The sequence below is a fragment of the Pseudorhodoferax sp. Leaf265 genome, assembly GCF_001422365.1.
Taxonomy (GTDB): Bacteria; Pseudomonadota; Gammaproteobacteria; order Burkholderiales; family Burkholderiaceae_C; genus Pseudorhodoferax.
In genome coordinates, this window is record NZ_LMMT01000022.1 from 41,276 (window position 1) to 55,995 (window position 14,720).

Annotated in this window: 12 protein-coding genes, 1 tRNA gene and 1 pseudogene; all 14 read right to left on the minus strand. The window is 65.0% G+C overall.

Annotation, left to right across the window (positions count from 1 at the left end; genetic code table 11):
- Positions 1-3 precede the first annotated feature (3 nt).
- The gene (locus ASF45_RS18545; RefSeq protein WP_056665895.1) at positions 4-1,281 is read right to left on the minus strand and encodes an NAD(P)/FAD-dependent oxidoreductase; all 1,278 of its coding nucleotides are present in this window, start codon (positions 1,279-1,281) and stop codon (positions 4-6) included.
- Between the two features lie 13 nt (positions 1,282-1,294).
- A complete protein-coding gene (locus tag ASF45_RS18550) occupies positions 1,295-1,612 on the minus strand; it encodes a c-type cytochrome (protein WP_200932177.1) in 318 nt (105 codons plus the stop codon).
- 89 nt (positions 1,613-1,701) lie between these two features.
- Complete coding sequence (locus ASF45_RS18555) at positions 1,702-2,256, minus strand: LemA family protein (protein WP_056665901.1); 555 nt, start codon at positions 2,254-2,256, stop codon at positions 1,702-1,704.
- 105 nt (positions 2,257-2,361) lie between these two features.
- Positions 2,362-6,579, minus strand: a complete 4,218-nt coding sequence (gene rpoC, locus ASF45_RS18560; RefSeq protein ID WP_056665905.1) for a DNA-directed RNA polymerase subunit beta' — start codon at positions 6,577-6,579, stop codon at positions 2,362-2,364.
- 27 nt (positions 6,580-6,606) lie between these two features.
- Positions 6,607-10,719: a DNA-directed RNA polymerase subunit beta gene (gene rpoB / locus ASF45_RS18565; RefSeq protein ID WP_056665908.1), complete on the minus strand. Its 4,113-nt coding sequence runs from the start codon at positions 10,717-10,719 to the stop codon at positions 6,607-6,609.
- Between the two features lie 277 nt (positions 10,720-10,996).
- On the minus strand, positions 10,997-11,371 hold the full coding sequence (gene rplL / locus ASF45_RS18570) for a 50S ribosomal protein L7/L12 (protein ID WP_056665911.1): 375 nt from the start codon (positions 11,369-11,371) through the stop codon (positions 10,997-10,999).
- Positions 11,372-11,414: 43 nt separating this feature from the next.
- On the minus strand, positions 11,415-11,951 hold the full coding sequence (rplJ, locus tag ASF45_RS18575) for a 50S ribosomal protein L10 (RefSeq protein WP_056665914.1): 537 nt from the start codon (positions 11,949-11,951) through the stop codon (positions 11,415-11,417).
- Complete coding sequence (locus ASF45_RS36850; protein ID WP_255357802.1) at positions 11,932-12,054, minus strand: hypothetical protein; 123 nt, start codon at positions 12,052-12,054, stop codon at positions 11,932-11,934. Before ASF45_RS36850 ends, rplJ begins: the two co-directional genes overlap by 20 nt.
- 132 nt (positions 12,055-12,186) lie before the next feature.
- Entirely contained in the window at positions 12,187-12,882 is a 696-nt protein-coding gene (gene rplA, locus ASF45_RS18580) for a 50S ribosomal protein L1 (RefSeq protein WP_056665917.1), read from the minus strand.
- Positions 12,883-13,314 carry a 50S ribosomal protein L11 gene (gene rplK / locus ASF45_RS18585; RefSeq protein ID WP_056665921.1) on the minus strand — a complete coding sequence of 144 codons (432 nt, stop codon included), beginning with the start codon at positions 13,312-13,314 and terminating at the stop codon, positions 12,883-12,885.
- A gap of 152 nt (positions 13,315-13,466) precedes the next feature.
- Complete coding sequence (gene nusG, locus ASF45_RS18590) at positions 13,467-14,054, minus strand: transcription termination/antitermination protein NusG (protein ID WP_056665924.1); 588 nt, start codon at positions 14,052-14,054, stop codon at positions 13,467-13,469.
- On the minus strand, positions 14,055-14,438 hold the full coding sequence (secE, locus tag ASF45_RS18595) for a preprotein translocase subunit SecE (protein ID WP_056665927.1): 384 nt from the start codon (positions 14,436-14,438) through the stop codon (positions 14,055-14,057).
- Positions 14,439-14,535: 97 nt separating this feature from the next.
- Positions 14,536-14,611 (minus strand) — tRNA-Trp (locus ASF45_RS18600).
- Between the two features lie 10 nt (positions 14,612-14,621).
- Positions 14,622-14,720: pseudogene (locus tag ASF45_RS34680) on the minus strand (elongation factor Tu); the annotation flags it as partial.

Here is a 14,720-nt window from a genome sequence, read left to right on the forward strand (position 1 = left end):
CGCTCATCCCAGCGTGTCCGCCCAGATGTTCTGCGCCCAGTTCATCGCGTAGACACCTTCCAGTTCGGTCGGGCCCGTGCTCACGCCACCGGAGCCGGCCACGGTCTTGAAGGTCTTCTCGGCCGCATCGTAGGCGTGCACGCTGGCCACGTGGACCACGTTTCGGTCGTCGACAAAGCTGTAGCAGGTGTTGTTGAGCATGGGCGCGGGGTTCAGCTCCCAGCCTGCCAGCTGCGCCACGATGGCCGCGGCTGCCACCTTGGCGTGGCTGTTGGCCATGTGGCCGCTCTTCGGCATGGCCGGCGCGATCTGGATGGAATCGCCGATGACGAACACGTCGCGCGCGGCCGTCGATTCGAAGCTCTGGTAGTTCACGCCGCACCAGCGGTTGTTGGCCATGTTGTTCAGGCCGGCCTGCACGGCAATGGCACCCGCACGCATGGACGGCAGCGCGTTGATGACCTGGGCCTTGACGTCGTCGTGCACCTCGAACTTGACCAGGCCGGCCTTGGCGTCGACCGCCACGGTCTTGTGCTGGCCGCGGTACTCGACGATGCCTTTGTACTGCTCGGCCCAGACCTTCTTGAACAGCGGGCCCTTGGAGGTGACATCGGGGTTCGCGTCCAGGATCAGCACCTTGCTGCGCGGCTTGAAGTTCTTGAAGTACCAGGCCACCTGGCTGGCACGCTCGTAGGGCCCGGGCGGGCAGCGGTACGGCGCTTCGGGGATGGTGATGGCGTAGACGCCGCCGTCGGGCATGGCCTCGAGCTGGCGCCGCAACGCCACCGTCTCCGGGCCGGCCTTCCAGGCCTGCAAAATCTGGCCCGACGCATGCGCGGCCTGCAGGCCCTCGATGCTGCCGAACTGCAGTTCCACGCCGGGCGAGACCACCAGCTTGTCGTAGCCGATGGTGGCGCCGCCGGCCAGCTTGACGGTGCGCGCCGCGGTGTCGATGGCGGTGGCGCTGTCGCGCACGCGCGTCACGCCATGGCGGCGCGTGAGCTCGGTGTAGGGCGAGGTGACCTCGGCGATCTGGCGGCTGCCGCCGATGACGAGGTTGGAGATCGGACAGGAGACGAAGGCCTCGTTGGGCTCGATCAGCACCACGTCGATCTTGTAGTCCGACAGCATGCGCACGTACTTGGCCGCGGTGGCGCCACCGTAGCCGCCGCCGATGACCACGACCTTGGCCTTGGAGGGAATGGCGCCCGTGCTGGCGCAACCGGCCAGGCCCAGCATGGCCAGGCCGGCGGAAGAATGCAGGAAGGAACGGCGTTGCATGGTGGGGCGCTCCTTATCTGCTCTGGGCCGCGAAGTAGGCGGCAATCTGCGCGATCTGCGCCTCGCTGTAGCCCTTGGCCAGCTGGTGCATGATGGTCGCGCTGCGCGTGCCGGCCTTGAACGCGGCCATCTGCGCGATCAGCTGCTCGGCCGGCATGCCGGCCAGGGACACCACGCTGGAGCCTGGCTGCGCCTTGCCCTGGGTGCCGTGGCAGTTGGCGCAGGTGGCCGCCAGGCTGCGCATGTACAGCGCGTCCCTGTCCTGCGCCGCAGTTGGCATCGCCGTCGCGGCCAGGCTGGCCGCGGCAGCCAGCATCATGTTCCATCGCATGGGCAGCTCTCCTCGGGTTGCTTGTCTTGGGGGGCGCCAGTATCCACGACGGCATGCAGCCCCGACAGACATTCTCTGCATATGCTCAGCTACAGCGTGCGCGCCCGCTTGAAGCCGAACAACCAGGCCAGCAACAGCGCCGGAAACTGCCGCACCGCCCGGTTGTAGACCTCGACCGCGGCCGCATACGCACGCTCGGCTCCTTGGACCTGCGTGCCCACGGCCTCCCAGTCCGAGCGCAGTGCCGCCACCGGCTGGCCGCTGCGCGCGCGTGCCAGCGTCTCATCGTCCAGGTACTGCCAGGCCATGGCGAGCACGGCGCGCGCGGCCACCAGCCCGGCCATGGCGGCCGTATCGGAAGGCTTGCCGCGCACCGCGGCCAGGGAGGCCGAGAACTGCGCACTGGCCGCCCGCAGGTTGCTCCACGCATCTCCGGCCCGCGGCGGTGCATCGCCTGGCGGCGGCTCGGGCGCATGCTCGGCCATCCAGGCGGCATAGCGCTCCAGCTGCGCCACCAGGCTGGCGAAGATGGACCACACCTTGGTGCGCAGGCGCACGAGGCGGTTGTAGGCGCCCACGCCCCAGAACAGCAGCACCGCGGCCCCGCCTCCCCAGGCCAACCAGGTGCTCCAGCTTGCATGCATCACGTCCACATCTCCATCGATCGGTCACCCATGAAAAAACCCCGGGGCCATGATAGGCAACCCGGGGTTGGGCCGGCATGACGCCGGCACGGAACGCGGTACGGCTTACTCGCCGGCCGGAGCGTCGCCAGCGGTGTCGGCCGTGGCTTCCTGGCCTGCCAGTTCGGCGGCTTCGGCTTCGGCGATGGCGCGGCGCTCGGCGTCGTCCATCAGGTCCTTGGCCTTGCGTGCCTGGTGGTAGGCCATGCCGGTACCTGCGGGGATCAGGCGGCCGACGATGACGTTTTCCTTCAGGCCACGCAGCTCGTCGCGCTTGCCCATGATGGCCGCTTCGGTCAGCACGCGCGTGGTTTCCTGGAAGGACGCCGCGGAGATGAACGAGTCGGTCGACAGCGAGGCCTTGGTGATACCCAGCAGCACGTTGGTGTAGGTCGGCGGGATCTTGCCGTCGCGCTGCAGTGCCTCGGAGGTGTTCAGGATCTCGGAACGCTCGACCTGTTCACCCGCGATGTAGCCGGACTCGCCGACGTTGTCGACCACGACACGGCGCAGCATCTGGCGCACGATCACCTCGATGTGCTTGTCGTTGATCTTCACGCCCTGCAGGCGGTAGACGTCCTGCACCTCGTCGACGATGTAGCGCGCCAGTTCCTCGACGCCCAGCAGGCGCAGGATGTCCTGCGGATCGGCCGGACCGTCGACGATGGACTCGCCCTTGTTGACCACCTGGCCTTCGTGCACCACGATGTTCTTTTCCTTGGGCACGAGCTCTTCCCAGACCTTGCCTTCCGGATCGGTGATCTGCAGGCGGATCTTGCCCTTGGTCTCCTTGCCGAACGACACGGTACCGGTCTGCTCGGCGAGCAGGCCCTTGTCCTTGGGCGTGCGGGCTTCGAACAGCTCGGCCACCCGCGGCAGACCGCCGGTGATGTCGCGCGTCTTCTGGCCTTCGACCGGGATGCGGGCCAGCACTTCGCCAGGGCCCACTTCCTCGCCATCACGCACCTGGATCAGCGCGCCGATCGGGAAGCCGATCGTCACCGAGTGGTCGGTGCCGGGGATCTTCACCTCGTTGCCATTGGCATCGACCAGCTTGATCTGCGGACGCACGACCTTCACCGCGCCGCGGCGCTTGGGGTCGATGACCACCAGCGTGGACAGGCCCGTCACGTCGTCGACCTGGCGAGCGACCGTCAGGCCCTCTTCCACGTTCTCGAACTTCGAACGGCCTGCGAACTCGGTGATGATGGGGCGCGTCAGCGGGTCCCAGTTGGCCAGCACGGTACCGGCCTTGATGCTCTGGTCGGCCTTGACGGCCAGCGTCGCACCGTAGGGCACCTTGTGGCGCTCGCGCTCACGGCCGTGCTCGGAGATGATGATCTCGCCCGAACGCGCGATCACCACCAACTCGCCCTTGCTGTTGGTCACGTAGCGCATCGTGGCGTTGAAGCCCACCGAGCCGCTGGACTTGGCTTCCACGCTGGAGGCGATCGCCGCACGCGAGGCCGCACCACCGATGTGGAAGGTCCGCATGGTCAGCTGCGTGCCGGGTTCGCCGATCGACTGGGCGGCGATCACACCGACCGCTTCGCCCATGTTGATCAGGCCCCCGCGGCCCAGGTCGCGGCCATAGCACTTCGCGCAGATGCCGAAGCGCGTGGCGCAGGTCAGCGCGGTGCGGACCTTGACCTCGTCGACGCCGGCCGCTTCCAGCCCGTCGATGGTGTCTTCCTCCAGCATCTCGCCAGCGGCCAGCAGCACCGAGCGGTTTTCGGGGTGCAACACGTCCTCGGCCGTGGTGCGGCCCAGCACGCGGTCGCGCAGCGACTCGATGACTTCACCGCCCTCGACGATGGCGCGCATGACGGTGCCGTCGTGCGTGCCGCAGTCGTCTTCGGTCACGACCAGATCCTGCGTCACGTCGACCAGGCGGCGCGTCAGGTAACCCGAGTTCGCCGTCTTCAGCGCCGTGTCGGCCAGACCCTTGCGGGCACCGTGGGTGGAGATGAAGTACTCCAGCACGTTCAGGCCCTCACGGAAGTTCGCCGTGATGGGCGTCTCGATGATGGAGCCGTCCGGCTTGGCCATCAGGCCCCGCATGCCGGCCACCTGGCGGATCTGCGCGGCGGAACCGCGGGCGCCCGAGTCGGCCATCATGTAGATGGAGTTGAAGGACTCCTGGTCCACTTCCTTGCCGTGGCGGTCGGTGACCTTCTGCTTGGACAGCTGCGCCATCATCACCTTGGACACTTCGTCGCCCGACTTGCCCCAGATGTCCACCACCTTGTTGTAGCGCTCGCCGGCAGTCACCAGACCGGAGACGTACTGCTGCTCGATCTCCTTCACTTCCTTCTGGGCGCGCGCAATGATGCCGGCCTTCTCCTTGGGCACCAGCATGTCGTCGATGCAGATGGAGATGCCGGCCTTGGTCGCCAGGCGGAAGCCGGACTGCAGCAGCTTGTCGGCGAAGACCACGGTCTCCTTCAAGCCGCACTTGCGGAAGCTGACGTTGATCAGCTTGGAGATTTCCTTCTTCTTGAGCGCCTTGTTCATGTTGGAGAACGGCAGCCCCTTGGGCAGGATCTCCGACAGCAGCGCGCGGCCGCCCGTGGTTTCCACCAGGCTGGTCGAGGGCACGAACTCACCCGTGGCCTTGTCCTTGGTGTACTCGGTCAGGCGCACATTGATCTTGGCGTTCAGGTCGAGCTCGCCCGCGTCGAAGGCACGGCGCACTTCACCGGTGTCGGCGAAGATCAGGCCCTCGCCCTTGCCGTTGATGCGCTCGCGCGTCGTGTAGTACAGCCCCAGCACCACGTCCTGCGACGGCACGATGGACGGCTCGCCGGAGGCGGGGAACAGGATGTTGTTGGAGGCCAGCATCAGCGTGCGGGCTTCCATCTGCGCTTCCACGGACAGCGGCACGTGCACGGCCATCTGGTCACCGTCGAAGTCGGCGTTGAAGGCCGCGCAAACGAGCGGGTGCAGCTGGATGGCCTTGCCTTCGATCAGGATCGGCTCGAAAGCCTGGATGCCCAGGCGGTGCAGCGTCGGAGCACGGTTCAGCATGACCGGATGCTCCTTGATGACCTCTTCCAGGATGTCCCAGACCACCGGCGTGCCGGACTCGACTTCCTTCTTCGCGGCCTTGATCGTGGTCGCGATGCCCATGGCTTCCAGGCGCGAGAAGATGAAGGGCTTGAACAGCTCGAGCGCCATCAGCTTGGGCAGGCCGCACTGGTGCAGCTTGAGCGTCGGGCCCACCACGATGACCGAGCGGCCGGAGTAGTCGACGCGCTTGCCCAGCAGGTTCTGGCGGAAGCGGCCGCTCTTGCCCTTGATCATGTCGGCCAGGGACTTCAGGGCGCGCTTGTTCGCGCCCGTCATGGCCTTGCCACGGCGGCCGTTGTCCAGCAGGCTGTCCACAGCCTCCTGCAGCATGCGCTTCTCGTTGCGCGCGATGATTTCCGGAGCCTTCAACTCCAGCAGACGGCGCAGACGGCTGTTCCGGTTGATGACCCGGCGGTACAGGTCGTTCAGGTCCGAGGTCGCGAAGCGGCCACCGTCCAGCGGCACCAGCGGACGCAGGTCCGGCGGCAGCACGGGCAGCACGTCCAGCACCATCCACTCGGGCTTGATCCCGGACTTCTTGAACGCTTCCAAGAGCTTCAGGCGCTTGGCGTTCTTCTTGATCTTGACTTCCGAGCCGGTCAGGTCGTTGCGCAGCTTCTCGATAGCGTCGTCGATGTCGATGCTCTCGAGCAGGTCCTTGATGCCCTCGGCACCCATCTTGGCCTGGAATTCGTCACCGTATTCCTTGCGCTTCGCGTCATGGTCGTCCTCGGTCATGATCGCGTACTTCTTCAGCGGGGTCATGCCGGGGTCGGTCACGACGTACGCTTCGAAATACAGCACGCGTTCGATGTCGCGCAGCGTCATGTCCAGCACCAGGCCCAGCCGCGAGGGCAGCGACTTCAGGAACCAGATGTGCGCGCAGGGCGCGGCCAGGTCGATGTGGCCCATGCGCTCGCGGCGCACCTTGGTCTGCGTGACTTCGACGCCGCACTTCTCGCAGATCACACCGCGGTGCTTGAGGCGCTTGTACTTGCCGCACAGGCACTCGTAGTCCTTGATGGGGCCGAAGATCTTGGCGCAGAACAGGCCGTCGCGCTCGGGCTTGAACGTGCGGTAGTTGATGGTCTCGGGCTTCTTCACCTCACCGAAGGACCAGGAACGGATCTTCTCGGGCGAGGCCATGCCGATCTTGATCGCATCGAAATGCTGATCCGGCGTGAACTGCTTGAACAGGTCGAGTAGTGACTTCATAGCGTTGTTTCCTTTGCCTTGCCCTGATTAGCTGCGTTCCAGCTCGATGTCCAGGCCCAGGGAACGGATTTCCTTGACCAGCACATTGAACGATTCCGGCATGCCGGCTTCGATGGCGTGTTCGCCCTTGACGATGGACTCGTACACCTTGGTACGGCCGACCACGTCGTCGGACTTCACGGTCAGCATTTCCTGCAGGGTGTAGGAAGCGCCGTAGGCTTCCAGCGCCCACACTTCCATTTCCCCGAAGCGCTGGCCGCCGAACTGGGCCTTGCCGCCCAGCGGTTGCTGCGTGACCAGCGAGTACGGGCCGGTCGAGCGGGCGTGCATCTTGTCGTCCACCAAGTGGTGCAGCTTCAAGAAGTGCATGTAGCCCACCGTGGTCGGGCGCTCGAAGCGCTCGCCGGTGCGGCCGTCGAACAGGTAGGCCTGCGTGCGCGTCTCCGTCAGGCCCTTGGCCGCGGCGACTTCGTCCGGGTAGCCCAGCTTGAGCATGGCGCGGATGTCTTCTTCGGCAGCGCCGTCGAACACCGGCGTCGCGAAGGGCACGCCCTGCGACAGGTTCTGCGCCATCTCCAGCACCTGGGTGTCGTCCAGCTCGGACAGGTCTTCCTTGCGGCCGGCGCTGTTGTAGACCGACTCCAGGTAGCCGCGCAGCTCGTTGGCACGCGCTTCACGCTGCAGCATGTCGCCGATGCGCTGGCCGATGCCCTTGGCGGCCCAGCCCAGGTGCACTTCCAGCACCTGGCCCACGTTCATGCGCGAGGGCACGCCCAGCGGGTTCAGACAGATGTCGCACGGCGTGCCGTCGGCCATGTGGGGCATGTCTTCGACCGGAACGATCTTGGACACCACACCCTTGTTGCCGTGGCGGCCGGCCATCTTGTCGCCAGGCTGCAGGCGGCGCTTGACGGCCAGGTAGACCTTGACCATCTTGAGCACGCCCGCGGGCAGCTCGTCGCCTTGCGTGAGCTTCTTGCGCTTTTCTTCGAAGGCCAGGTCGAAGCTGTGGCGCTGCTGCTCGATCGAGTTCTTGATCGACTCGAGCTGGCTCGCGACTTCGTCTTCCGCCGGGCGGATGTCGAACCAGTGGAACTTCTCGACCGAGGCCAGGTAGGCCTTGTCGATCTTGGTGCCCTTGGCCAGGCGCTGCGGGCCACCGTTGGCGACGCGGCCGTTCAAGAGCTTCTCGATCCGGTCGAACGCGTCGGCCTCGACGATGCGCAGCTGGTCGTTCAGGTCCAGGCGGAAGCGCTTGAGTTCGTCGTCGATGATCTGCTGGGCGCGCTTGTCGCGCTGGATGCCTTCGCGCGTGAACACCTGCACGTCGATGACCGTGCCTTGCGAGCCCTGGTCCACGCGCAGCGAGGTGTCCTTCACGTCGGAAGCCTTCTCGCCGAAGATGGCGCGCAGCAGCTTCTCTTCGGGCGTCAGCGTGGTCTCGCCCTTGGGCGTGACCTTGCCGACCAGCGTGTCGCCGGGCATGACTTCGGCACCGACGTAGATGATGCCGGACTCGTCCAGGCGGTTGAGCTGCTGCTCGGCCAGGTTCGGGATGTCGCGCGTGATTTCTTCAGCGCCCAGCTTGGTGTCGCGGGCCATGACCACCAGTTCCTCGATGTGGATCGAGGTGTAGCGGTCGTCGGCCACCACGCGTTCGGAGATCAGGATCGAGTCTTCGAAGTTGTAGCCGTTCCAGGGCATGAAGCCGATCAGCATGTTCTGGCCCAGAGCCAGTTCACCCAGGTCGGTGGAGGCGCCGTCGGCCACCACGTCGCCCTTGGCCAGCAGGTCGCCACGCTTGACGATGGGACGCTGGTGGATGTTGGTGTTCTGGTTGGAACGCTGGTACTTGATCAGGTTGTAGATGTCCACGCCGACTTCGCCGGCGACGGCTTCGGCGTCGTTCACGCGCACCACGATGCGGGTGGCGTCCACGTAGTCGACGATGCCGCCACGGCGTGCCGTGACCACGGTGCCGGAGTCGACCGCGGAGACGCGCTCGATGCCGGTGCCGACGAACGGCTTCTCGGGACGCAGCACGGGCACGGCCTGGCGCTGCATGTTGGCGCCCATCAGCGCGCGGTTCGCATCGTCGTGCTCGAGGAACGGCACCAGCGAGGCCGCCACGGAGACGATCTGCGCAGGCGACACGTCCATGTACTGGATGCGCTCGGCGCTGACCAGGATGGATTCACCCTTCTCTCGGGCCGACACCAGTTCGCCGGTCAGCTGGCCTTCGGCGTTCAGCTCGGCGTTGGCCTGGGCGATGACGTACTTGCCTTCCTCGATGGCCGACAGGTAGTCGATCTGGTCGGTGACCTTGGCGTCGACCACGCGGCGGTACGGCGTCTCGATGAAGCCGTACTCGTTCAGGCGGGCGTACAGGGCCAGCGAATTGATCAGGCCGATGTTCGGGCCTTCCGGCGTTTCGATCGGGCAGACGCGGCCGTAATGGGTCACGTGCACGTCGCGCACCTCGAAGCCGGCGCGTTCGCGGGTCAGACCGCCCGGGCCCAGAGCCGAGACGCGGCGCTTGTGCGTGATCTCGGACAGCGGGTTGGTCTGGTCCATGAACTGCGACAGCTGCGAGGCACCGAAGAACTCCTTCAGGGCCGCGGAAATCGGCTTGGAGTTGATCAGGTCGTGCGGCATCAGCGGTTCTTGCTCGGCCTGGCCCAGACGTTCCTTGACCGCCTTCTCGATGCGGGCGAGGCCGGCGCGGTACTGGTTTTCGGCCAGTTCGCCGACGCAGCGCACGCGGCGGTTGCCCAGGTGGTCGATGTCGTCGACTTCGCCGCGGCCGTTGCGCAGGTCCACCAGGATCTTGACCACGGCGAGGATGTCCTCGTTGGTCAGCACCATGGGGCCGGTCGACTCGTCGCGGCCGACCTTGGCATTGAACTTCATGCGGCCCACGCGCGACAGGTCGTACGTGTCCGGGTTGTAGAACAGGCGCTGGAACAGGGCCTGCACGGCGTCTTCCGTCGGCGGCTCGCCGGGGCGCATCATGCGGTAGATGGCCACGCGCGCGGCGAACTCGTCGGCGGTTTCGTCCGAGCGCAGGGTCTGGCTGATGTAGGCGCCCTGGTCGAGTTCGTTGGTGTAGATCGCGGGCAGATCCTGCACGCCGGACTGGCGCAGCTTCTTGAGCAGCGCTTCGGTCAGCTCGTCGTTGGCCTTGGCGATGATCTCGCCGGTGTCGGCGTCGACGATGTTGCGCGCGACCACGCGGCCGATCAGGAAGTCTTCGGGCACGCTGATGTGCGTGGTGCCGGACTGCTCCAGATCACGCGTGTGGCGCGCCGTGACGCGCTTGTCCTTGGCGACGATGACCTTGCCGGACTTGTCGGTGATGTCGAAGCGCGCCACCTCGCCGCGCAGGCGTTCGGCGACGAACTCCATCTGCGCGCCGCTGTCCATCAGGCGGAAGTTGTCGTTGACGAAGAAGTTCGCCAGGATCGATTCCGGGTTCAGGCCGATGGCCTTGAGCAGGATCGTGACCGGCATCTTGCGGCGGCGGTCGACGCGGAAGTACAGGATGTCCTTCGGGTCGAACTCGAAGTCCAGCCAGGAGCCGCGGTAGGGAATGATGCGTGCGGAGAACAGCAGCTTGCCCGAGCTGTGCGTCTTGCCCTTGTCGTGCTCGAAGAACACGCCCGGCGAACGGTGCAGCTGCGAGACGATCACGCGCTCGGTGCCATTGACGATGAAGGAGCCCTTCTCGGTCATCAAGGGCACTTCGCCCATGTAGACCTCCTGCTCCTTGACTTCCTTGACCACCTTGGACTGGGGCGTCGACGACTCACGGTCGTAGATGATCAACTGCACCTTGGCGCGCACGGCCGAGGCGAAGGTCAGGCCGCGGGTCTGGCACTCGCGCACGTCGAAGGCCGGCTTGGCGAGGTTGTACTCGACGTACTTCATCTCGACGTAGCCGTTGTGCGAGACGATCGGGAAGGCCGCTTCGAACGCCGCCTGCAAGCCCTCGGTCGCACGTTTCGCGGGGACAATGTCCGCCTGCAGGAACGCGGTGTACGCGTCCTTTTGCATCTGCAGCAGGTAGGGAACGTCCAACACGCTGTCGCGGCTGCCAAAGTTCTTGCGAATGCGCTTTCGTTCGGTGTAGGTATAGGCCATGAATTCTCCGGGCGAGGATACAAATCCTGCGACTGAGGCACCGGCACATGCTCCTGTGCGGTGAACTTGGCGGCTGGCCACTACCAACCTATGGCGGACGGCGATGCGTTGCACATCGCCCGTACCAAGTCGTCTTTTGCAGTCGAGTCAAAAGACACTCGAAAACGGGATTGAACCGCTTTCGGCTGCCCTTTGCAGCGGGGCGTTTTGCAACACCCCACAAGCACCAAAGGCTGGAGGCCCGTATCGGACACTCCAGCCTTGGAGAACCAAGTGATTACTTGAGTTCGACCTTGGCGCCAGCGTCTTCCAGCTTCTTCTTGGCTGCGTCGGCGTCGGCCTTGGCAATGCCTTCCTTGACGTTCTTCGGAGCGCCGTCGACCAGGTCCTTGGCTTCCTTCAGGCCCAGGCCCGTGATTTCGCGCACGGCCTTGATGACGGAGACCTTGTTCGCGCCGGCTTCGACCAGCACGACGTTGAATTCGGTCTTTTCTTCAGCGGCCGGAGCGGCAGCGCCGCCGCCAGCAGCGGGAGCCGCCATGGCGGCTGCGCTCACGCCGAACTTCTCTTCGATGGCCTTGACCAGGTCGTTGAGTTCGAGGACCGTCATGCTGTCGAGGGCGGTCAGGAATGCGTCTTTATCGAATGCCATTTTGATTTCCTAAATAAGTTGGTTGTGCCGCGCGATCGTTCGATCAGGCTGCGGCGGCTTCGGCTGCGGGAGCCTCGGCTGCGGGTTCTGCGCCTTCGCCCTTCTTGGCCGCCAGCGCGCCCAGCACCACGGCCGTGCGCGAGATCGGGGACATCAGCAGGCCACAGATCTGGGCCAGCAGGACTTCCTTCGAAGGGATGTTCGCCAGTTGCTTGACGCCGTCGACGTCCAGGGCCTTGCCACCAAATGCACCGCCGCGGATGACCAACTTGTCGTTGGTCTTCGCGAACTCGGACACCACTTTCGCGGCGGCCACGGCATCGGTAGAGAAGCCATAGATCAGCGGGCCGGTCATCTGGTCGGACGCGACTTCGAATGCGCTGCCAGCGACAGCGCGGCGGGCCAGCGTGTTCTTCAACACGGACAGGCTCACGCCAGCGCTGCGCGCGTTGGAGCGCAGGCGGGTCATGTCGGCGACCGTGATGCCGCGGTATTCCGCCATCACGAGCGTCTGAGCATTTGCGGCGAGGCTGGTCACTTCGGTGATGACCGCTTCTTTCTCACTGCGATTCAGACTCAAGGTCTACTCCTTTGATTTGTGTCTTCGGGCCGGAGCCTTCCGACACGCCTTCTTGCAGCGACCAACTGTTCAGGAAAAAATCCATCTGCAGCGGGATCGCCATCTGCGTTGGTTGCTTGCGCGATTAAGTCCCTGTGAAGAGACGCCAACGGTCTTGGATGGCCCGGGCGGCTTTGCAGCCGCCCGGCCCACCACCTTGGGCCACCCCTTGCGGAGCAGCCCAAATTTCTTGCGATTACGCCGAGATGGACTGGGTGTCCACACGGACACCCACACCCATGGTCGACGAGACCGCCACCTTGCGCAGGTACAAGCCCTTGCTCGAAGCCGGCTTGGCCTTGGTCAGTGCATCGATCAGGGCCACCAGGTTGCCTTGCAGCTTGTCCGAATCGAACGAGCGGCGACCGATGGTGCCGTGGATGATGCCGGCCTTGTCGACGCGGAACTGGACCTGGCCCGCCTTGGCGTTCTTCACGGCCGTGGCGACGTCGGGCGTCACGGTGCCAACCTTGGGGTTCGGCATCAGGCCGCGCGGGCCCAGGATCTGGCCCAGCGTACCGACGACGCGCATGGCGTCCGGTGCAGCGATGACCACGTCGAAGGGCATGTCGCCAGCCTTGACCATGGCGGCCAGGTCGTCCATGCCGACGATGTCGGCGCCGGCGGCCTTGGCTTCTTCGGCCTTGGCGCCCTGGGCGAACACGGCGACGCGCTTGGTCTTGCCGGTGCCGTTGGGCAGCACGACGGCGCCACGCACGACCTGGTCGGACTTCTTGGCGTCGATGCCCAGCTGCACGGCCACGTCGATGGATTCATCGAACTTGGCGGTGGCAGCTTCCTTGACGATGGTCAGCGCATCGGTCAGGGCGTACAGCTTGGTGCTGTCGATCTTGCCCTGTTGCGACTTTTGCTTCTTGGTCAGCTTGGTCATTTAGACGCCCTCCACCGTGATGCCCATGGAACGGGCGGAACCGGCCAGCGTGCGGATGGCAGCATCCACGTTCGCGGCGTTCATGTCCTTCAGCTTGGTCTTGGCGATCTCTTCCAGCTGCGCGCGGGTGATCTTGCCGACCTTGACGGTGTGCGGCGTGGCCGAACCCTTGTCCAGCTTGATGGCCTTCTTGATCAGGACGGTCGCGGGCGGCGTCTTGATGATGAAGGTGAAGCTCTTGTCCGCGAAGGCGGTGATCACCACGGGCAGCGGCAGGCCCGGCTCGACGCCTTGGGTCTGGGCGTTGAACGCCTTGCAGAACTCCATGATGTTCAGGCCGCGCTGACCCAGGGCCGGGCCGATCGGGGGGGACGGGTTGGCCTTACCAGCTGGCACTTGCAGCTTGATGAAGCCGACGATTTTCTTCGCCATGAATGAACTCCTTGCGGGTACCAGCGCTTCGGTCCGCCTGTGCAGGCCGCCTCGGCTCCCCGGGGGTGAAGACTCTCGCTAACACACAGCGGCCGCGCCGAGTCGAAAAAGCGCGGTGCCATCGAGGCCGGGCTCACGCCCGGCGCTCTGGATCAGGTTTTCTCGATCTGGCTGAATTCCAGCTCGACAGGGGTGGCGCGGCCGAAGATGGTGACGGACACGCGGACCTTGTTCTTGTCGTAGTTGACTTCCTCGACCGAACCGTTGAAGTCGGTGAAGGGGCCTTCCTTGACGCGCACGTACTCGCCGACCAGGAACTCGACCTTGTGGCGCGGCTTCTCCACGCCTTCCTGCATCTGGCTGACGATCTTGACGACTTCGTCTTCGGAGATCGGGGCCGGACGGTTCTTGGCGCCACCGACGAAGCCGGTCACCTTGTTGGTGTGCTTGACCAGGTGCCAGGACTCGTCGTCCATCAGCATCTCGACGAACACATAGCCCGGGAACAGGCGACGCTCGGTCGTGCGGCGCTGGCCATTCTTGACCTCGACGACCTCTTCGGTTGGCACCAGGATGCGGCCGAACTTGGACTGCATGCCAGCGCGCGTGATGCGCTCGGTGATGTTGCGCTCGACAGCCTTCTCCATGCCCGAATAGGCATGGACGATGTACCACCGGAAATCCGGATTGGTCGGGCCCGGCATCGCGTCCGTCGCGGGAGATTCCACTGCGTCAGTCATTTATCGCTTCCAGCCCAAGATGAGGTCGTACAGCACCCATTCCAAGGTCTTGTCCGTGAACCACAGGAACAAGGCCATGACGACGACGAAGGCGAACACGTACGCTGTCATCTGCATGGATTCCTTGCGCGTCGGCCAGACGACCTTCTTGACCTCGCGCCAGGCATCGCGGCCGAAGGCGATCAACTGGCGACCGGGCTCACTGCTGAAGAACAACGCCACCGCTGCGGCCAGGCCGACGATCAGCGCGCCCCACTGAGCCACCTGCCCCTGCTTGCCCAGCAGGTAAAAGCCAGCCAGCGCCGCAATGACGAGCGCCGCAGACACGGCCAACTTGGCCTTGTCCGCGCCGGTACTGACAGTTTCAACTTGCGAAGTCGCCATTTCGGCCTTAATGCTGCAATCAAACACGTGCGCCGTTCAGACGCTAAAGCCCGTCAGGCAAGTGACGGGCTTTTTTCGGGAACCACCTGGATTCAGGTGGCAGGGGCAGTAGGAATCGAACCTACAACCTTCGGTTTTGGAGACCGACGCTCTGCCAATTGAGCTATACCCCTCCGAATCACATCACTCGATGATCTTGGCGACCACGCCGGCGCCGACGGTCTTGCCGCCTTCGCGGATGGCGAAGCGCAGGCCTTCTTCCATGGCGATCGGGTTGATCAG

Coding starts and splice junctions, on each gene's coding strand:
- ASF45_RS18545 (WP_056665895.1), bottom strand. CDS start 1,281: ATGCAACGCCGTTCCTTCCTGCATTCTTCCGCCGGCCTGGCCATGCTG.
- ASF45_RS18555 (WP_056665901.1), bottom strand. CDS start 2,256: ATGCATGCAAGCTGGAGCACCTGGTTGGCCTGGGGAGGCGGGGCCGCG.
- rplL (WP_056665911.1), bottom strand. CDS start 11,371: ATGGCATTCGATAAAGACGCATTCCTGACCGCCCTCGACAGCATGACG.
- rplK (WP_056665921.1), bottom strand. CDS start 13,314: ATGGCGAAGAAAATCGTCGGCTTCATCAAGCTGCAAGTGCCAGCTGGT.
- nusG (WP_056665924.1), bottom strand. CDS start 14,054: ATGACTGACGCAGTGGAATCTCCCGCGACGGACGCGATGCCGGGCCCG.
- secE (WP_056665927.1), bottom strand. CDS start 14,438: ATGGCGACTTCGCAAGTTGAAACTGTCAGTACCGGCGCGGACAAGGCC.
- ASF45_RS18550 (WP_200932177.1), bottom strand. CDS start 1,612: ATGCGATGGAACATGATGCTGGCTGCCGCGGCCAGCCTGGCCGCGACG.
- ASF45_RS36850 (WP_255357802.1), bottom strand. CDS start 12,054: ATGGCGATCCCGCTGCAGATGGATTTTTTCCTGAACAGTTGGTCGCTG.
- rpoC (WP_056665905.1), bottom strand. CDS start 6,579: ATGAAGTCACTACTCGACCTGTTCAAGCAGTTCACGCCGGATCAGCAT.
- rpoB (WP_056665908.1), bottom strand. CDS start 10,719: ATGGCCTATACCTACACCGAACGAAAGCGCATTCGCAAGAACTTTGGC.
- rplA (WP_056665917.1), bottom strand. CDS start 12,882: ATGACCAAGCTGACCAAGAAGCAAAAGTCGCAACAGGGCAAGATCGAC.